Raw genomic sequence first — 18396 nt, forward strand, 5'->3', positions numbered from 1 at the left:
GACGTTGCCCACACCCTACGCCTCGGGGGACGGGGTGGGCCCGGGGACTCAGCGGACGGTGGTGATCGAGTCGTCGGTGATGCCGGCGGCTCGGCGGGCGGCCAGGCGCCTTCGCTGCGGCTCGACCGTGTACCTCGGGTCCTTCGCGGAGTCCTTGCCGGCGTAGAACACGCCGAAGCGGGTGAAGGCGGAGGCCGTGACCAGCGCCGCTCCGGACAGGGCGGCCACCACGCGGTTCCGCCCCCCGAGCAGGACGCCGATCCCGCCGGCGATCGCCAGCCGTTCACTCCACCTCATCAGCGTGCCGGGGCGGCCGGTCTCCAGCGGCTCCACGGCGACCGGGTCCATCCGGGCCTCCATGGTTCGGGTGGCCACCACGTCTCCCACCACGCCGAGCACCGCGAGGGCGCGGGCGGGCGCGGTCTCGCGGGCCGGCGTCGTGATCAGTGCCAGGCCGGAGGCGGCGATGGAGGCGGAGCTGACGAAGACGAAGGGCAGGTCCTCCTTCGCGTCGTTCCAGGTCGGCAGGGCCGTGTCCGAGAGCAGCACCGCGGTGTACCCGGCCAGCGGGGCCCCCAGCAGGGCGGCCAGGGCGCCGGAGGGGGCTTCCGCCGCGCGCAGCACCCCGCGCAACGGGCCCAGCGGCAGGACCTCCCCCGTCATCCGGTCCACCTCGGCGGCCGCGGCCACACCGGCCCCCGTGCTGAAACCGGCCAGCACCCAGGACCCCAGGCTCATCGGCGAGGACAGCTTCACGGTGCGCATCATGTTCAGGAAGCGCTCGGGCCGGCCGAGGTCGGCGATCAGGGCCACGGCTCCGACGCCCGCCGCGGCCAGGGCGCTGATCCTCGCGTTCCGGCGCAGCAGGTCCCGGCCGGTCAGCTGCGCGCCGAAGGCCAGCAGCGAGGAACCACCGGCGATTCCGCCGCAGACCAGGTAGGTGGCCACGCGCTCATCCCACGGCGGGGCCTTGACGATGGGCCGTCCGTAGTAGGAACCGGATCCGGTGGGGGTGAACTCCGGCTCCGGCACCATGGCCATCTCGCGGCCGCCGTCCGAGGAGGAGGGGGCCAGGCCGCCGCGCCTCCGACCGGCCGGCCGGCCCTGCTGACCGGGCTCCCCCGGTCCGGCGGCGCGGTCGCGGCGACGGCGGCGCCGCGGCTCCTCGGGTGGGCGGTAGCTGTCGAACTCCGAGGTCGTCACCGGCGTCCTCCACCGAGGAAGGCCAGGCCGGCGGCGGCGACCATCCCCGCCATGGCGATCCCGGCGCGGGCATACATCCGCGGCAGGTCACGGGTGGGGACCCGGGGATCCGGCGGCAGGCCGTAGACCTCCGGCTCGTCGAGCAGCAGGAACACGGACCCGGTGCCGCCGACCCCGTCGTTCGGGTTGGCGCCGTAGAGGCGGGCCTCGGTACGGCCCTGGGCGTGGAGCTGGGCGACCCGCTCCTGGGCGCTGGTCAGCATGTCCGCCCGCTCGCCGTACTTGATGGAGGTGGTCGGGCACGCCTGGGCGCAGGCCGGGGTCTGGCCATCGGTCATGCGGTCATAGCAGAGGGTGCACTTCTGGGCGACGCCGGCGTTCTTGTTCTTCTTCGGCTTCTCGGCGTGCGCCCCCGGGGCCGGCGCCCGGTCCGTCTTGGGCTGCGCGATGCCGTCCGAGCGGCGCTCGATCACGCCGAACGGGCAGCCGGCCACGCAGGTGCCGCAGCCGTTGCAGACGTCGTCCTGGACCACCACGGTGCCGTGCTCCGTGCGGAACAGCGCTCCCGTGGGGCACACGTCCAGACAGCCGGCGTTGGTGCAGTGCTTGCAGACGTCCGAGGACATGAGCCAGCGGAACTCCGGCGTGTCCGGCGGGGTGGTGTCCACGGCGGAGGAGTCCGGCCGGTCAGGTGAGCTCCCCAGGGAGGACAACACGTCCAGTCCGCCCAGCTCGGGCGCCGGGGGCAGCCCTGCCGCGCCTGAGCCGGCGGCGCCGAGGGCACCGGAAGCCGCCCGGCCGGCGTCGTGCTCTGTGCCGTTCCCGCCGGCAGCGCGCCGGATGCCGGGCATGCCGAGGCTGACCAGGGCCGCGCCCGAGGCACGGGCCTCCTGGACCTGCTCGCGGTCCTGCTCGATGAAGGCGACGTGGCGCCAGGTGTCCGCCCCCAAGCCCTCGGAGTTGTCGAAGGAGGAGTTGGACAGGGCGAAGTCGGAGTCGACCGGGTTCTGGTTCCACTCCTTGCAGGCGACCTCGCAGGCCTTGCAGCCGATGCAGATCGAGGTGTCCGTGAAGAAGCCCTTGCGGGGGTGGGGGTGCTCGTAGTGGGCGTCGGCGGTCGGGTTGCCGTCCACGGCCGCGTCCGGTCTCTGGGTCAGGTGCACCATCTAGTCCTCCGTCCTGGGCATGATGTGCTCGCCCGCGTCCGCGCCCGGGACCGGTCCCGGGCCGGTGCGCGGCTCGGGCTGGTCCGGGTGCCGCCGCGAGGTGGTCATGGAGTCAGGGGCCATCGGGTCGGCCTCCGGACCGGCGTCCTCACCGCTGCCCGTGACGCCCTCGTTGCCGCTGTCCACCGTCAGGCCGGCGCGCCGCTGGTATCCGGCCACGAACGCCGGCAGGTCGGCGCCGCGGGGGCGGCGGCCCGGGACGATGTCACAGGCTCCCACCTTGGAACCCTGGATGAGCACGTTGGGATCCAGGGTCACCCCGATGAGGTCGTTCGCCGAGTCCCCGCTGACCACGGCATCTCCGCCGACACCCCAGTGGTAGGGCAGGCCGATCTGGTGGACGGTCTGCCCGCCGGCGCCGTCCGCTCCGCCGATCCTCAGCGGGCGCATGCGTTCGGTGACGAGCACCTTGGCCTCGATGGCCGCCCGCGGGGAGATGATCGTGGCCCAGCCGTAGGGCTCGAGCCCGCGCTCGGCGGCCAGCTCCGGGGAGACCTCGCAGAACATCTCCGGCTGGAGCTCGGCCAGGTAGGGCAGCCACCGGCTCATGCCGCCGGCCGTGTGGTGCTCGGTCAGCCGGTAGGTGGTGAACAGGAACGGGTAGACCTCCGAGCCCGGCTGCCCGGCGCTGGGCGCGCTGTAGTTGTCCGAGCGCGGCACGGTGACCCGGGTGGGGTTGTGCTGCTGGACGTACATCGCGTTGGGCACCGGGGACTCCTGGGCCTCGTAGTGCGTGGGCAGGGGCCCGTCCACCATGCCCTTCGGCGCGAACAGCCAGCCCTTGCCGTCCGCCTGCATGATGAAGGCGTCGTCACCGGCGAGGGCGGCGGGACCGCCCGCGTCCGGCTCCGGAATGGTGCCGGGTGCGAGGTCGACGGGGAAGTCGGGGACGTCGTTGCCCGTCCACCGGCCCTGCTCGGCGTCCCACCAGACGAGCTTCTTGCGCTCGCTCCAGGGCTTGCCGTCCGGGTCCGCGGAGGCGCGGTTGTAGAGGATCCGCCGGTTGGCCGGCCACGCCCAGCCCCACTCGGTGGCGATGTGCACGTCCTGCTCGTCCGCGGGCTTGCGGTCGGCGGCATGGTTGATGCCGTCCGCGTAGACGCCCGTGTAGATCCAGCAGCCGCCCTCGGTGGAGCCGTCCGCCGTCATCTCGTTGAAGGTGGACAGGTGCTGGCCGGCCTTCGGGCCCGAGACGTAGCGGCCGTTGATCTCCGCCAGCACCGCCTCCCCGTCCGGCTCGCCGTGCTCATCCTCCGGATAGTCCCAGGTGAGGTCCAGCAGCGGCCGGTCACGGGGATCGGTGGAGTCCGCCAGGCGGGCGCGGATGCGCTTGCCGACCTCGTGGAAGAACTGCAGCTCGCTCTGCGCGTCGCCCGGCGGCTGGACGGCCTGGTGGCGCCACTGCACGAGCCGCTGGGTCTGGGTGAAGGTGCCGGCCTTCTCCACGTGGTTGGCCGCCGGGAAGAAGAAGACCTCCGTCTCGATGTCCTCGGTACGCAGCTCCCCCGACTCGATCTCCGGCCCGTCCTTCCACCACGTGGCGGACTCGATGAGCTGGAAGTCCCGCACCACGAGCCACTTGAGGTTGGCCATGCCCATCCGCTGCATGCGCCCGTTGGCCGACCCCACGGCCGGGTTCTGCCCGAGCAGGAAGTACCCCTCGACCTCCCCTGCCATCATGCCCTCGACCGTCTGATAGGTGCCGTGCGGCCCCGTCAGGCGCGGGAGGTTGCCATAGCCCCAGTCGTTCTCCGCGGTGGCCGCCTCCCCCCACCATGCCTTGAGCAGGCTGATGGTGTAGGCGTCCGCGTTGGCCCAGTACCCCTTCTGCTGCTTGGAGCCGATCGACTCCAGGTAGGTGCCCAGGTCCTCCTTCTCCACCGTGGGCATCGGCAGGTAGCCGGGCAGCAGGTTGAACAGGGTGGGGATGTCCGTGGAGCCCTGGATGGAGGCGTGGCCGCGCAGGGCCATGATGCCGCCGCCGGGGCGGCCGATGTTGCCCAGCAGCAGCTGCAGGATGGTGGCGGTGCGGATGTACTGGGCGCCCACCGTGTGCTGCGTCCAGCCGACGGCGTAGGCGAAGCACGTGGTGCGATCCCGCCCGGAATTCTCGGTGATGGTCCGCGCCAGCAGCTCGAAGTCCTCCACGCTGATGCCGCAGACATCCCGCACCATCTCCGGGGTGTACCGGGAGTAGTGCCGCTTGAGGACCTGGAACACGGAGCGCGGGTGCTGCAGGGTCTCGTCCCGCCTCGGCCGGCTCACGTCCAGCTCGGGCCCGCCCATGCCGTACTGGTCCCCGGCCGCCTCGGTGCTCTGCTCCGCGCCGTCCTCATTGGCCGGCCCGTCGTCACCGGGCGCCGCGCCGCCGTCGTTCCCGGCCGGTCCCTCCGGCTCATAGGACCAGCTGGACATGTCATAGCCGCCGGTCTCCGGGTCGAAACCGGAGAACAGCCCGTCCAGGTCCTCGGTGTCCCGGAAGTCCTCGCTGATGATCGAGGCGGCGTTGGTGTACGCGACCACGTAGTCGCGGAAGATCTTCTCGTGCTCGATCACATAGTTGATCAGCGCGCCCAGGAGCACGATGTCCGAGCCGGCCCGGATGGGCACGTGCCGGTCAGCGACGGCCGAGGTGCGGGAGAACCGGGGGTCGACGTGGAAGACCTTGGCACCACGCGACTTGGCCTCGGTGACCCACTGGAAGCCCACGGGATGGGCCTCAGCCATGTTGGAGCCCTGAATGATGATGCAGTCAGCGTTGGCCATGTCCTGCAGCGATTGGGTGGCGCCGCCGCGCCCGAAGGAGGTCCCCAGACCGGGAACCGTGGCGGAGTGTCAAATACGGGCCTGGTTCTCGATCTGGATGGCCCCGGCCGCCGTGAAGAGCTTCTTGATCAGGTAGTTCTCTTCATTGTCCAGGGTGGCCCCGCCGAGCGAGGCGATGCCCATGGTGCGGCCCAGGTGGCGGCCGTGGTCGTCCACGTCCTGCCACTTGCTGCGGCGTGATTCCAGGAAGCGGTCCACCACCATCTCGGTGGCGGTCTCCACGTCCATCTCCTGCCAGTCCGTGGCCCGGGGGGCGCGGTAGAGGACCTTCGTCTGGCGGGTGTCCGAGTTGACGAGCTGCTCGGAGGCCGATCCCTTGGGGCACAGCCGGCCACGGGAGATCGGCGAGTCGGGGTCCCCCTCGATCTGGACGACCCTCTCGTCCGTGACGAAGACCTTCTGGCCGCAACCGACGGCGCAGTAGGGGCACACGCTCTGCACGGCGCGGTCCGCCGTGGTGGTGCGCGGGGCGATCTCGGTGGTCTTCTTCGAGACCACGGCCGAGCTGCGACCGAGGCGGTCGCCGTCGAGGAACTGCCGGAGGACCGGCCATCCCAGGAAACTCGAACGTGACATGGGATCCAGCCTAGACCACGTCCGGCCTCCTGTCAGTCAGCCAATCACGCCGTGATAGCGCTGGAGGAAGGTGGCGAGTTCGGCGCGGGTGACGTAGGTCGAGGAGCGTGGGAACAGTCAGCCTCATTTCAGCCTGAACACCACCCTGGCCTTAAGGTCTGGACGACTGTATGATCTGAGAGACGTTCGGGTCATCATGACTCTAAGCAGTTCACCCGGACCGCCGCGCCGGAAGGAGGTCTCGTGGACCACGCGACCACACGACTCGCAGTCTCGACCGTCATCTTCGCGCTGCGCCAGGAGCACGGCGGGGCGCCGACCCTGTGGACGCCGTTCGTGCTGCGCACCCGCCAACCGCACCTCGACCAGTGGGCCCTGCCAGGCGGGTGGCTGCCTGCCGACGAGGACCTGGACTCGGCCGCCGCCCGGACCCTGGGCGAGACCACGGGACTGCATCCCAGCTACCTCGAGCAGCTCTACACGTTCGGCGGCGTGGACCGCTCCCCCACCGGGCGCGTGGTCTCCGTGGCCTACACCGCCCTTGTCCGGACGGACGAGGTGGACCGGGCCGCCCCCGGCGAGAACGTCCGCTGGTTCCGCGCCGACGCCCTGCCCCGCCTCGCCTTCGACCACAACGCGATCGTCGACTATGCGTTGGCCCGGCTCCGCACCAAGGTCGAGTACGCGCACATCGCCCACACCTTCCTGGGCGAGACCTTCACCCTCGCTCAGCTCCGCTCGGTCCACGAGGCCGTCCTCGGCCACGCCCTGGACGCCGCGAACTTCCGCCGCTCGATGACCACCTCCAGCGACCTCGTCGAGACCGGTGAGGTCCTGGCGGGCACCCCGCACCGACCGCCCAAGCTCTTCCGATACCGCACTGCAGAAAGCACCCGATCATGACCAACCCGATCACGCTGTCCCCTCCCGTCGACGCCTCGGTGGACCGCACCCTGCAGCTCATCGGCTCGGGGGCCTCCGCCGGTTCGTCCTGCTCCCCCGGGCTGACGTCCGGCCCCTGGGAGTACGACGTCGGCCCGGCCGGTGCGCCAGCAGCGCCCGGTTACGGCCCGGGGGCCTCCCAGGACAACCCCCTCCCGGGTGCGGCTCCGCGCCAGGGCGCCCTGCCGGCGTCCTACACCGAGGCCACAGAGGCTGAGCTGCACGAGCGGATCCGCGCGGCGAAGGCCGAGCTCGGCGAGAGGGTGGTGGTCCTGGGCCACTTCTACCAGCGTGACGAGGTGGTGGCCCACGCCGACTTCGTGGGTGACTCCTTCCAGCTCGCCAAGGCGGCCCGCACGCGCCCCGAGGCCGAGGCGATCGTCTTCTGCGGCGTGCACTTCATGGCCGAGACCGCGGACCTGCTCTCCACAGCCGCGCAGTCCGTGATCCTGCCGAACCTGGCGGCCGGCTGCTCCATGGCGGACATGGCGGACCTCGATTCCGTGATGGACTGCTGGGAACAGCTCGAGGAGGTCTACGGGACCACCCCGGACGAGGCCGGCCGGGCACCCGTGATCCCGGTGACGTACATGAACTCCTCCGCGGCGCTGAAGGGCTTCGTCGGTCAGCACGGAGGGATCGTCTGCACGTCCTCGAACGCCGCCGCCGTCCTGGACTGGGCCTTCGAGCGCGGACAGCGGGTGCTGTTCTTCCCGGACCAGCACCTGGGCCGCAACACGGCCAAGGCCATGGGCATCGGGCTCGAGCAGATGCCGCTGTGGAATCCGCGCAAGCCGCTCGGGGGGAACACCGAGCAGGAGCTGGACGAGGCCAAGGTGCTGTTGTGGCACGGTTTCTGCTCCGTGCACAAGCGCTTCACCGTGGACCAGATCGCGAAGGCCCGGGCCGAGTACCCGGACGTGCACGTGGTGGTGCACCCCGAATGCCCCATGCCGGTGGTCGACGCCGCCGACTCCGCCGGATCCACGGACTTCATCGTCAAGGCGATCGAGGCAGCACCGGCGGGCTCCACCTTCGCCATCGGGACCGAGATCAACCTGGTCCAGCGGCTGGCGGCGCAGTACCCGCAGCACACCATCTTCTGCCTGGACCCGGTGATCTGCCCCTGCTCCACGATGTACCGCATCCATCCCGGCTACCTGGCCTGGGTGCTGGAATCGCTGCTGGCGGGTGAGGTCGTCAACCGCATCACCGTGTCGGACGAGGTCGCCGATCCGGCGCGGGTGGCCCTGGAACGGATGCTCTCCGTGGCGCCGCGGGCCACGGCGGGGACGCAGCGGTGACCGGACAGCTCCACCTCGACCGTCTCGTGGCGGCGGCCCTGGATGAGGATGCCCCCTGGGGCGATCTGACCTCCGAGGCGCTGGTGCCCGCGGAGGCGGTGCTCGAGGCACGGCTGGTGGCCCGCGAGCCCGGCGTCTTCAGCGGAGCCGCCGTCTTCTCCACCGCCTTCCGCCTCGTGGACCCGGCGGTCCGGGTGGCCCTGCTGGCCGCCGACGGCGAGCGCTTCACGGCAGGCCAGGTGCTGGCCGAGGTCGCCGGCCCCGCCCGGGCCATCCTGCGGGCGGAGCGGATCGGGCTGAACTTCGTCCAGCGGATGTCCGGCATCGCCACCCAGACCGCCCGCTACGTGGACGCGGTGGCCGGCGCCGGAGCCCGGGTGGTGGACACCCGGAAGACCACCCCCGGACTGCGGCTGCTGGAACGGCAGGCCGTGCGGGACGGCGGCGGGCACAACCACCGCAGCAGCCTCTCCGATGCGGTGATGGTCAAGGACAACCACCTTGCGGCGGTGCTCGCCGCCGGGCTGACCGTCACCGAGGCGCTTCTGCAGATGCGGGACCGGCTCCCACACACCGCGCACGTGGAGGTGGAGGTGGACCGGCTGGACCAGATCCCGGCGGTGCTGGCGGCCGGCGTGGACACGGTGATGCTGGACAACTTCACCCTCGAGGACCTGCGCCAGGGGGTGACCCTGGTCGACGGGGCCGCGATCGTGGAGGCCAGCGGCGGCGTGGACCTGGACACCGTGGCCTCGATCGCCGCCACGGGGGTGGACGTCATCTCCGTCGGCGCGCTGACCCACAGCGTGCGGTCCCTGGACCTCGGGCTGGATGTCTCCTCGGGCCGGACGCCGTGATGTACCTCGACCATGCGGCCACCTCTCCAGTGCGCAGGGAGGCCCTGGAGGCGATGTGGCCGTACCTGACCGGGGACTTCGGCAATCCGTCCAGCCACCACTCCCTGGGCGAGTCGGCCGCCGCCGGGCTGGCGGCGGCGCGGAGGTCATCCGCCGCGGTGCTGGGCGGACGCGCCTCCGGCGTGGTGTTCACCGGCAGTGGCACGGAGGCGGCCAACCTGGCCGTGAAGGGCATCGCCCTCGGTGCCCCCCGCGGCCGCCACCTGGTGACCAGCCCCCTGGAGCACGAGGCGGTCCTGGCCTCGGCGGAGTACCTCAGGCGGATGCACGGCTTCGAGGTCGACTACCTCACCCCGGACCGGACCGGCCGGGTGTCCCCCGCCGAGCTGGCGAAACTCGTCCGCCCGGACACCACGCTGGTCTCGGTGCAGTATGCGAACAACGAGATCGGCACCGTCCAACCGATCCGTGAACTGGCCGAGGTGGCCCGCGCCCAGCAGGTCCCCTTCCACACCGACGCGGTGCAGGCGGCGGGCTGGCTGCCCCTCGACGTGTCCGCGCTCGGGGTGGACGCGCTCTCCCTGTCCGGCCACAAGGTCGGGGCGCCCAAGGGGATCGGCCTGCTGTGGGCGCACGGACGGCTCTCCCTGGAGCCCGTGGTGCACGGGGGCGGCCAGGAACGCGACCGGCGCAGTGGCACGGAGAACGTGGCCGGCGCCGTCGCGCTGGCCACCGCGCTGGCGGCCGCCGAGAGGGAACGGCCCGCCGGCTCCCCGCGCGTGACGGACCTGCGGGAGCGGTTCGTGGCCGGCGTGCTCGGCTCCGTGCCCAGCGCCCGGCAGACCGGACACCCGCAGCACCGGCTGCCGGGGACGGCGTCGTTCGTCTTCGCCGGCACCCACGGGGAGGCGGTCCTGCTGGAACTCGAGCGCCGCGGGGTGTGGTGTTCCTCCGGCTCGGCCTGTGCCGCCGGCTCCGACCAGGCCTCCCACGTGCTGACGGGCCTGGGGCTGCCGGAACCGCTGGCCCGGACCGCCGTGCGCTTCACCTTCGGCCGGGACTCCACCGAGCGGGACGCGGAGCTGGCCGCCGCGGCGGTGCAGGAGGCCGTGGAGGCGGTCCGGGGCTTACAGCGGACCAGCTGAGGATTCCCGGCTCCACCGTTGTCACACCCCGACCGCTCCCCCGAACCGGCCCTATGCCCGGGACGGTGCGCTCCAGTACCGTGGCGTGCACCGTCCCGGGCCCCAGGCGCCCGGGCCTCACCCCACGGAGGACACCATGGCCAACAACGTCTACAACATCACCGAGATCGTCGGCACGTCTCCCGATGGCGTCGAGGCAGCCGTCACCAATGCCGTCACCGAGGCCTCCAAGACCCTGCGCAACCTGGACTGGTTCGAGGTCCAGTCGATCCGCGGCCATCTCTCGGAGGGAAACGTCCAGGACTGGCAGGTCACGATCAAGATCGGGTTCCGCCACGAGGACTGAAACGTCGGTGGCCGGGCGCGCGCCGGAGGCCACGGGTCCTGGGGCACGGCTCGGCGAGCGCGGATCGATGCCACTGTTGCACCGGGTGCGCGCGGAGCTGGACCGGCTACGCCCGGAGCAGGCCCTGGCGGAGCAGGCCGCCGGTGCGGTGTTGATCGATGTCCGCACCGCCGTGCACCGTGCCGACGCCGGGACCGGCACCGGTAGCGGCGCCGGCGGCATCCCCGGAGCGTTGGCCATTGACCTGACGGTGTTGCCGTGGCGGCTCGACCCGGACTTCGACCACCGCATCCCCGAGGCCACGGACTGGGACGTGCGGTACATCCTGTTCTGCCGGCACGGATACTCCTCCTCCCTGGCGGCGTGGAACCTGCGCCAGATGGGCCTGCACCGTGCCACCGACGTCATCGGCGGCTACAAGGCGTGGGACGCCGCCGGACTGCCGGTCTCCGATGAGCCGGCCGACGAACGACCCTGAGAGCGGGTCAGTGCCGAAGGCGCCGTGCCCCGGCGGCTCCTACCAGTAGATCGCCGGCCCCCAATGGGCACAGGGCTGCGTCGAACCGGCTGATAGGCGTTGAGGAAGATCTCGCAATCACAGTAGCCGCCCTTGGCCCCGAGCCTGCGGTCCAGGGCCGTGGCACGCGGGGCGACCAGGTCCCGATAGGTGAGGGCGAAACGCAACGTGTTGTGGCAACCGAACTGGCCAAGTTGGCGGTCGGTGAAACAGAGTACGCATTCCCCCTTCAGAGGCCTCAGGATGTCGCTTGAGGCGTTCCGGATGACCTCTTGGGCTTCGTCCGCAATGGGTGTGCTGTCCATGGATCCACCATGCCTCGCCCTCCAGACATGTTTTCCGGTTTTCCACAGGGCCACGTCGACGCCCAGGCGAAACCCGAACCGCAGGCGGCCACGTCCCGCAGGTGGTTTCTGCAGGTCATGGGATTGCGCGCCATCAGAGTTCGGTGACCTGACCTGCCTCGACCTTCCATCGCCGATCAGTCCGGACCGTGGCCAGCATCCTCCGGTCATGGGTGACCAACAACAGCGTTCCGTCGTAGGACTCGAGCGCCTGCTCCAGCTGTTCGATGGCCGGCAGGTCAAGGTGGTTCGTCGGCTCATCCAGCACCAGCAGGTTGACGCCGCGGGCCTGCAGCAGGGCCAGTCCTGCCCGGGTACGCTCTCCCGGTGAGAGCTGGCGGGCGGCCCGGTTCACGTGATCTGCCCTGAGCCCGAACTTGGCCAACAGGGTGCGCACCTCGGCCTGGGCCGCGTCCGGGACGAGCACCTCGAAGGCGGCGGCCAGGGTCTGCTCGCCTACAAGGAGGGACCGTGCCTGGTCGATCTCCCCGATCGCCACGCCCGTGCCGAGGGTCGCGCTCCCCTCCTCCGGGCGCTGCTGTCCCAGCAGGACCCGGAGCAGCGTCGACTTCCCGGCGCCGTTCGGCCCGGTGATACCGATCCGCTCCCCGGCGTTCACCTGCAGTGACACCGGTCCGAGCGTGAACAGGCCCTGTCTCACCACGGCCTCGTGGAGTGTCGCCACGACCGAACCAGACCGGCGTGCGGCACCGATGGTCAACTGGAGCTGCCATTCCTTGCGTGGCTCCTCGACCTCGTCGAGTCGCGCGATCCGGCTCTCCATCTGGCGCACCTTCTGGGCCTGCTTCTCACTGGACTCGGTCGACGCCCTGCGCCGGATCCTGTCGTTGTCCGGGGCCTTCCTCAGGGCGTTCCGCACGCCCTGGCTCGACCATTCCCGCTGGGTCCTGGCCCGCGAGACGAGGTCGGCCTTCGTCTCGGCGAACTCCTCATACCTCTCCCGCTGTTGGCGGCGGAGGGTCGCACGCTCCTGGAGGTAGGAGTCGTAGCCTCCGCCGTAGAGACGGTTCGAGCCCTGCGCCAGATCGAGCTCGAACACGCCGGTCACGCACCGCGCAAGGAATTCGCGGTCATGGCTGACCAGCACCACGCCTCCGCGCAGCCCACGGACGAAGGCCTCGAGCCGCTCGAGACCGTCCAGATCGAGGTCGTTGGTGGGCTCATCCAGCAGCACGATGTCGAATCGTGAGAGCAGGAGCGCGGCCAGTCCCACCCGGGCGGCCTGCCCTCCGGACAGCGAGGTCATCAGGGTCTGTTCGATGTCGGGGCGGCTGAGGTCGAGGCCGAGGTCAGCGAGCACAGCCGGGATCCGCTCGTCCAGATCGGCGGCGCCGCTGGCCAGCCAGCGCTCCAGCGCCGTCGAGTAGACGTCAGTGGGGTCGAGGTCTCCCGCTCCGGACCCCGCCGTCCCTCCCAGGGCCTCGGCGGCGGCCTCCATGTCCCGGCTCGCGGCGGCGCACCCCGTGCGGCGGGCGATGTAGCCGGCCACGGACTCACCCTCCACCCGCTCATGCTCCTGCGGCAGCCACCCGACGAAGGCACTCACCGGTGACAGGGTGACGGTGCCCGACTGCGGGGTGTCAAGGCCGGCCAGCAGCCGGAGCAACGTGGACTTCCCCGCCCCGTTCGCACCGACGACCCCGAGAACGTCGCCAGGGGCCACCGTCAGGTCGACCGAGTCGAAGAGGGTGCGATGGCCGTAGCCGCCGGCCAGGCCGTGGGCCACGAGGGTTGCGGTCATCGAACCATCATCCCACCGGTTCGGAGTCGACTAGTGTTCCTATTGATGTCTCCCCTGCAGCTCCACTACCCCTTCGCCGGCCGGTGGCTGGTGCAGAACAGCCCGGCCAACCGGGTGCCCAGTCACGGCACCGCCCGGTTCGGGCTGGCCTACGCGATCGACTTCGTCCCGGTGGGCGACGGCGGCCGGTCGGCCCCATACACGCTCGCCTCGTTCTTCCGGCCGGAGGCGCCGCCTGGAGAGCGGATGGCTGGCCGTGATCGGCAACCACGTGCTGATCGAGGTGAGCGAACGGCCCGCGGCGGACTCAGCGGAAGCCGGCACGGCCGTCGTCGCGCTCTGTCACCTTCAACGCGGTAGCGCCGCGGTCCGGGTGGGCCAGCGGATCAGCCCGGGCGAAGTGGTGGGCCGGTGTGGGAACTCGGGGAACAGCACCGAGCCGCATCTGCACCTGCACGCCGTGGACAGTCGGGACCTGCTGCACGCAAACGCGGTGCCGATCACCTTCCGGGGCGCTCTGCCCCGCAACGGCGAGATCGTCAACGCTGGCTGACGCTCGCCGCGGCCCGAGTGAGACGATCCGACGATCAGTCCTGGACGTGGATGACGATCTTGCCGTGGGCCCGCCCCTCGCGGCTGGCCCGGTAGGCCTCCGGAAGCTCCTCCAGGGGCAGGGTCCGATCGATGTCCAGGGTCAGATCGCCCGCCTCCACGAGGCTCAGCAGCTCGGACAGTCCCCCGCCGTCGGGCCGCACCCACAGCCAGCGCCCGCCGTGTTCCAGAACGGCCGGGTCGGCGATCGAGACGTGCCGACCGCCCTCGTTCAGTACGGCCAGGGTGGTCTCCAGCGCCTCACCGGCAAAATCGGCCACCGCGTCCACGCCATCGGGAGCGGCCTCCCGCACTCGATCCACCAGACCCTCCCCGTACTCGAGCGGGGTGACCCCGATGCGGTGGAGCTTCTCGAAACTCGCCGGAGAACACGTGCCGAGCACCGTGGCGCCCGTCCGGACGGCCAGCTGGGAGGCCAGGTAGCCGACGCCACCGGAGGCCGCATGCAGCAGGACGGTGTCCTGATCCGTGAGGTCCAGGGCGTTGATGGCACGCCGGGCCGTCAGTCCCGTCAGGGGCAGCGCGCCGGCCTCATCGTCGGAGACACCGTCCGGGATCCTGGCGGCGAAATCAACGGGAATCGTCACATACTCCGCGCAGGTTCCGCCCGAGACGACCATCTTCCGGGCGTACGCTGCCACCCGGTCGCCCGCCGCGAACTCCGGGGTATCCGGGCCGACCTTCTCCACGATCCCCGCCACGTCCCACCCAGGGATTGCGGGAAATCGGGTCTCCATCATCTCGTCCAGACCACCGGACATGACCTTCCAGTCCACCGGATTCACGGAGGAACGCGTCACCCGGACCAGGATCTGGCTGGGACCGACCCGGGGTACCGGCAGTTCGGTCAGCTCCAGGACATTCTCGTCGCCGTACTTCGCATAGGTCATAGCTCGCATACCCGGTGCAACAGTCCAAGGCCGCTCCGGTATTCCGCCAATCCTGGCATCCCGTTCCGGCCGTTCACGCGCCGAACCTGTCGGTGCCCTACCGTAGGGAGCATGCTCCGACGACGACTAGCCCGCGCCTTCTGGTCGATCGGGCCGTGGGAGCTGGTGACGCAGCCTGCGCCGACCCGCCCCACCGTGCTCATCGGCGCCCCGCACACCTCCAACTGGGACTTCGTGCTGATGCTCGCCATCGCCTGGGAGCTGGACATCGAGGTGCATTGGCTGGGCAAGAGGTCCCTGTTCCACGGCTGGCGCGGCCCGGTGATGCGGGCCCTCGGCGGTATCGCCGTCGATCGTGAGGATCCGAGCCGGGTGGTCGGCGAGGTGGTGGACTCCGCGCGGTCGGGCGAGGTCTTCGGTCTGGTGGTCACCCCGGACGGCACCCGCGGAGCCCATCCGCACTGGAAGTCCGGCTTCTACCGCATCGCCCTCGAGACGGGGATGCCGGTGACCCTCGGCTACGTGGACCGCACCACGATGACCTCCGGACTCGGGCCGACGTTCGAGCTCACGGGTGACGTGGCGGCGGACATGGACCGCATCCGCTCCTTCTATGCGGACAAGGCCGGATTCCGTCCCGAGCGGCGCGTGGAACCGCGACTGCGTGACGAACGCCTGATCGGCTGACCCCGTGGACGACCTGCGCGTGCCCCCGGGACCGGGCCTGCCCCGCGGGCTCACGGTGCCCGCCGGCGAGCTGGTCGAGCAGTTCTCCCACGCCTCGGGGCCCGGCGGCCAGGGCGTCAACACCACTGACTCGCGGGTCCAGCTCAGTCTCGACCTGGGCATGACGTCGGCCCTGGACGAGACCCAGCGGGCGCGGGCCCTGGAGCGGCTCGCCGCGCGGCTGGCGGGCACGGTGCTCACCCTCAGCGCGGCCGAGCACCGATCCCAGCGGCGGAACCGGGCGGCCGCGCGGGAGCGGCTCGCCGAGCTGTTGCGCGAGGCCCTCGTGCCACCGGTCCCGCGCCGAGCGACCCGGCCGACCCGCGGCTCGACCCGCCGCCGGCTGGAGGCGAAGCGCCAGCGCTCCGAGACGAAGCGGTACCGCCGGCGCCCGGGACGCGATTGAGAGGGAACAGGACAGCGCACCCGGCCGGGCCGGCGTCGGGCCCTCCCCATCCGGCGGGCAGCCGGCGGTCAGCCGGCCGTGGACGGTGCGGCGGGCGTGTCCTGGCTGAAGGAGTTCCACCAGCGGCCGTCCCGGCGCACCCACAGTGAGCTGATGTACACCGTCTCCGTCTCGGTGCGGCCCGGCCGGCGCGAGTCCGCGCGGTAGCTGAGCAGCACGGCATCGGCGGCGATGTGGGTGAGGCGCGCCCCGCTGAGCTCGAAGGAGGTGGTGACGGGGCCGTCGTCGAGCTGGGCCAGATGCCCGGCGAGGCCGGCGAAGCCGTCCTGGTCGACGCCCAGGAAGTCAGCCGGCAGCAGCTCGCGCTCAGCGGCGGCGTCCCCGCGGACCTGGGCCTGCCAGACCCGGGTCTCCAGCCCGAGGAAGTACTGCGCCGTGGGCTGCTCGGTCGGCTGGTCGGTGGGCTCGGTCAACGGATCCGGTGCAGCGCCGAGGCCTTGTGCATGGCGACGTGGTCGGTCTTGTCACTCTTGATCTCGAACTGCGGCTCCTCCGGGGTGCAACGGCGCATATGCCCCTTGTACTCGGTGTCGCTCGTGTGCTTCTTCACGATCACGCCGGAGACCTCCCCGGCCTCGGAGTTCCATCGGACATGGTCGCCGACGGCAAGATCCTTGCTCATGGTCGCCTTCCTCTCAGGGCCTCGATGGTGCCATGGTAGAGGAGGAGACGGCTCGGCGACGATCAAGATGGAGGTGCCCCGTGGAGGGAAAGCAGTTGCAGCAGACCGCCCGCAGCGTCGCCGGTTCCCTGCCCCGCGTGTCGAACGGGCGGCCCTTCACCGAGACTCTTGACGTGTACAAGGTAGCCGACAAGGTATTCCTGATCGTCACCGACAACTCTGATGAGCTGATCATCACGGTCAAAACGGAGCCCGACTGCGGCTGCGCACTGCGCCGGGAGTATTCGACGATCGTCCGTGACCGCTATCTGGACAAAGAGCATTGGGTGAGCGTCGGCGCCGCGGGACGAGCAGCCCGAGCGGAGGTGACCAACAAACCGCTGTTCCGTCCGAGACCAACGATCACTGCGGGACGTCGAATCGGAACATCCACCACATTCCACTACGTACGGCCATCTGAAGCGGAAGGTCCATACTGGCCGACGCGGGTCAGGACAAGCCGTCTGTGACGTGGCTTCTCAGCGCTTCGGCGAGCGGCGGGAGGTGGGTTTCCACTACGTCGCGGACGACCTCCACGTCGACTCCGAAATATTGGTGGACGAGAATGTTGCGGAAGCCCCGGACCTGCGGCCAAGGAACCTCTGGGTGTGCACCGGGGATATCCTCGGGGAGATGGTTCACCGCTTCACCGATGATCTGCAGGTTGCGCTCGATCGCGTCCTCTGCCATCTCCACGACGGAAGAATCACCATCCAGAGTAGCGATGTATCTCTGGCACCGTTCGATGGCCTCAAGAACGTCATCGATGCGCCGAGCGCGGTCGCGGCTCACAGGGCGATCGCGTCGTCGAGCGCCGAAGCGGTTATCGGCCGCTTGAGCAGCTGGACGGGGAACACATCGATGTCGTCGCGTCCGAACAGCGCCCGAGTCTCCTCCATCAGCCCGGAGGCCCGCATGAGCAGGTTCCCTTCCGCTGGGTCCATCTCGACGAGGATGTCGATGTCCGACCCCGGGCGCGCGGTGCCTCGGGCGACGGAGCCGAACAGCTTCGGACTGGTCGCGCCGTACCGGTCGAGCAGCACTTGAAAGTCGTCCCGACGCGCGTCGAGGAGTTCGCGAAGAGCGAGCGTCTCGGACGTCATGGCGATGTCAGACATGCTCTCAGGGTACCGGCCTGGGCACGTCTTCGACATGAGCGCACTACACGTTGAACCTAAATTCCACCACGTTACGTAGCCGAATAACCTGTGACCCACGCTAATGAACGGTCACGTCAGGCGCTTCGTCTTTCCGCGAAGCAAGACGCTGTGGCGATTATCCGATAGCACGATCCGGAGACCTCGGACGGCCTTCGCCACGAACCTTGCGGGCGTGGTCAGTATGGTTTGCAGATTCCTATGTGTCTGTCGTTTCTTGATCGCCAAGACTGAGTACGACGGAGTACGCCGACGCCGACGAGTCTCCGGAGTGTTCAGGAGCGCCATCATCGCCACGTTCTAAAACCTCGGTCGAAGACTTGTGAACTTGCGATTCAAGAAGCGTTAGCGCCCAAGATGGAGCGCTTGTTGTTACGAGGGGCGCACTTGGGCAAAAGATGCACTCCAAAGGAAGCGCTACGTCCGCGAGTTGTCCCGGGGTAGGGTTGGTCAGTCCCCGCATGGAAGTTTGATCCAGTACCAAGCTCACAGCCATCGGGGTTCGACAATCTGGAAGACTCCACTCCTGACCTTTCGCACCGGGCCACCTCCAACCATGACATCTCTTAGGTTGCGTACAGCATGCGCCGAGAACACTGGTAGTTGAACCTGGACTCGCGAAAGGCTGACTTTCGGTGTTGTACAGCAACATTCCCGGCGTGCGATTACCATTTGAAGTCGCCCATTGAATCAAGTTGGAGTTCTGAATGGGGGACCATCCGCGATAACTCCCAGAATGCGGCAAGTACTTCTTTGCTTGCAGCGCCAGATCGACCCAAAGCCCTGGTCCCACCTCGACTGCCAGTTCAAGATCGCAGCCACTCGGTTTGCGCCCA

19 protein-coding genes and 1 pseudogene are annotated in these 18396 nt (G+C 70.0%); 10 read left to right on the plus strand and 10 right to left on the minus strand.

Translation table 11 applies throughout. The features are described from left to right. Window positions 1-48 precede the first annotated feature (48 nt). The 3 genes and pseudogenes from nrfD to fdh form a co-directional block, all read right to left on the minus strand. On the minus strand, window positions 49-1203 hold the full coding sequence (gene nrfD / locus RE421_RS13610) for an NrfD/PsrC family molybdoenzyme membrane anchor subunit (RefSeq protein WP_309810999.1): 1155 nt from the start codon (window positions 1201-1203) through the stop codon (window positions 49-51). Continuing rightward, entirely contained in the window at window positions 1200-2369 is a 1170-nt protein-coding gene (locus tag RE421_RS13615) for a 4Fe-4S dicluster domain-containing protein (RefSeq protein WP_309811002.1), read from the minus strand. Before RE421_RS13615 ends, nrfD begins: the two co-directional genes overlap by 4 nt. 144 nt (window positions 2370-2513) lie before the next feature. Next, window positions 2514-5831, minus strand: a pseudogene (gene fdh / locus RE421_RS13620) (formate dehydrogenase); the annotation flags it as partial. A 243-nt stretch (window positions 5832-6074) separates the two neighbouring features. Between fdh and RE421_RS13625 the strand changes: the two are divergent. From RE421_RS13625 to RE421_RS13650, 6 genes are all read left to right on the plus strand, one after another. Continuing rightward, window positions 6075-6734 carry an NrtR DNA-binding winged helix domain-containing protein gene (locus RE421_RS13625; RefSeq protein WP_309811005.1) on the plus strand — a complete coding sequence of 220 codons (660 nt, stop codon included), beginning with the start codon at window positions 6075-6077 and terminating at the stop codon, window positions 6732-6734. Then, window positions 6731-8077, plus strand: a complete 1347-nt coding sequence (gene nadA / locus RE421_RS13630) for a quinolinate synthase NadA (protein WP_309811008.1) — start codon at window positions 6731-6733, stop codon at window positions 8075-8077. Before RE421_RS13625 ends, nadA begins: the two co-directional genes overlap by 4 nt. After that, entirely contained in the window at window positions 8074-8934 is an 861-nt protein-coding gene (gene nadC, locus RE421_RS13635; protein WP_309811011.1) for a carboxylating nicotinate-nucleotide diphosphorylase, read from the plus strand. Before nadA ends, nadC begins: the two co-directional genes overlap by 4 nt. Then, window positions 8931-10079, plus strand: a complete 1149-nt coding sequence (locus RE421_RS13640; RefSeq protein WP_309811014.1) for a cysteine desulfurase family protein — start codon at window positions 8931-8933, stop codon at window positions 10077-10079. Before nadC ends, RE421_RS13640 begins: the two co-directional genes overlap by 4 nt. A gap of 136 nt (window positions 10080-10215) precedes the next feature. Continuing rightward, on the plus strand, window positions 10216-10425 hold the full coding sequence (locus RE421_RS13645; RefSeq protein ID WP_309811021.1) for a dodecin: 210 nt from the start codon (window positions 10216-10218) through the stop codon (window positions 10423-10425). Window positions 10426-10492: 67 nt separating this feature from the next. After that, window positions 10493-10903, plus strand: coding sequence for a rhodanese-like domain-containing protein (locus RE421_RS13650; protein WP_309811023.1), 411 nt, complete (start codon window positions 10493-10495; stop codon window positions 10901-10903). On the opposite strand, the gene RE421_RS16825 is transcribed toward RE421_RS13650, so the two are convergent. Both RE421_RS16825 and RE421_RS13655 read right to left on the minus strand, forming a co-directional pair. Then, on the minus strand, window positions 10840-11457 hold the full coding sequence (locus RE421_RS16825) for a DUF2695 domain-containing protein (protein WP_396134510.1): 618 nt from the start codon (window positions 11455-11457) through the stop codon (window positions 10840-10842). The two genes, RE421_RS13650 and RE421_RS16825, sit on opposite strands and share 64 nt — an antisense overlap. Further along, window positions 11381-13048: an ABC-F family ATP-binding cassette domain-containing protein gene (locus RE421_RS13655; RefSeq protein WP_309811024.1), complete on the minus strand. Its 1668-nt coding sequence runs from the start codon at window positions 13046-13048 to the stop codon at window positions 11381-11383. The genes RE421_RS16825 and RE421_RS13655 overlap by 77 nt, the downstream gene beginning before the upstream one ends. A 256-nt stretch (window positions 13049-13304) precedes the next feature. Between RE421_RS13655 and RE421_RS13660 the strand changes: the two genes are divergently transcribed. Next, window positions 13305-13601, plus strand: a complete 297-nt coding sequence (locus RE421_RS13660) for a M23 family metallopeptidase (protein ID WP_309811027.1) — start codon at window positions 13305-13307, stop codon at window positions 13599-13601. A gap of 34 nt (window positions 13602-13635) precedes the next feature. On the opposite strand, the gene RE421_RS13665 is transcribed toward RE421_RS13660, so the two are convergent. Then, a complete protein-coding gene (locus RE421_RS13665; RefSeq protein WP_396134511.1) occupies window positions 13636-14559 on the minus strand; it encodes an NADP-dependent oxidoreductase in 924 nt (307 codons plus the stop codon). Between the two features lie 102 nt (window positions 14560-14661). Between RE421_RS13665 and RE421_RS13670 the strand changes: the two genes are divergently transcribed. Together RE421_RS13670 and arfB are read left to right on the plus strand one after the other, a co-directional pair. Next, window positions 14662-15237, plus strand: coding sequence for a 1-acyl-sn-glycerol-3-phosphate acyltransferase (locus RE421_RS13670; protein WP_309811031.1), 576 nt, complete (start codon window positions 14662-14664; stop codon window positions 15235-15237). A gap of 4 nt (window positions 15238-15241) precedes the next feature. After that, window positions 15242-15682: an alternative ribosome rescue aminoacyl-tRNA hydrolase ArfB gene (gene arfB, locus RE421_RS13675; protein ID WP_309811034.1), complete on the plus strand. Its 441-nt coding sequence runs from the start codon at window positions 15242-15244 to the stop codon at window positions 15680-15682. A 68-nt stretch (window positions 15683-15750) separates the two neighbouring features. On the opposite strand, the gene RE421_RS13680 is transcribed toward arfB, so the two are convergent. Together RE421_RS13680 and RE421_RS13685 are read right to left on the minus strand one after the other, a co-directional pair. Further along, window positions 15751-16155: a nuclear transport factor 2 family protein gene (locus tag RE421_RS13680; protein ID WP_309811038.1), complete on the minus strand. Its 405-nt coding sequence runs from the start codon at window positions 16153-16155 to the stop codon at window positions 15751-15753. Beyond that, window positions 16152-16364: a DUF2945 domain-containing protein gene (locus RE421_RS13685; protein WP_309811041.1), complete on the minus strand. Its 213-nt coding sequence runs from the start codon at window positions 16362-16364 to the stop codon at window positions 16152-16154. Before RE421_RS13685 ends, RE421_RS13680 begins: the two co-directional genes overlap by 4 nt. A gap of 80 nt (window positions 16365-16444) precedes the next feature. Between RE421_RS13685 and RE421_RS13690 the strand changes: the two genes are divergently transcribed. Then, on the plus strand, window positions 16445-16873 hold the full coding sequence (locus tag RE421_RS13690; protein ID WP_309811043.1) for an MmcQ/YjbR family DNA-binding protein: 429 nt from the start codon (window positions 16445-16447) through the stop codon (window positions 16871-16873). Here the strand turns inward: RE421_RS13690 and RE421_RS13695 are convergent. Together RE421_RS13695 and RE421_RS13700 are read right to left on the minus strand one after the other, a co-directional pair. Beyond that, on the minus strand, window positions 16854-17195 hold the full coding sequence (locus RE421_RS13695) for a HepT-like ribonuclease domain-containing protein (RefSeq protein WP_309811045.1): 342 nt from the start codon (window positions 17193-17195) through the stop codon (window positions 16854-16856). The genes RE421_RS13690 and RE421_RS13695 overlap by 20 nt on opposite strands. Continuing rightward, window positions 17192-17521, minus strand: coding sequence for a nucleotidyltransferase domain-containing protein (locus RE421_RS13700; RefSeq protein ID WP_309811048.1), 330 nt, complete (start codon window positions 17519-17521; stop codon window positions 17192-17194). Before RE421_RS13700 ends, RE421_RS13695 begins: the two co-directional genes overlap by 4 nt. Window positions 17522-18396: the final 875 nt, after the last annotated feature.

It is taken from the genome of Citricoccus sp. I39-566 (assembly GCF_031432995.1).
In the GTDB taxonomy this organism is placed as follows: Bacteria; Actinomycetota; Actinomycetes; order Actinomycetales; family Micrococcaceae; genus Citricoccus; species Citricoccus nitrophenolicus_A.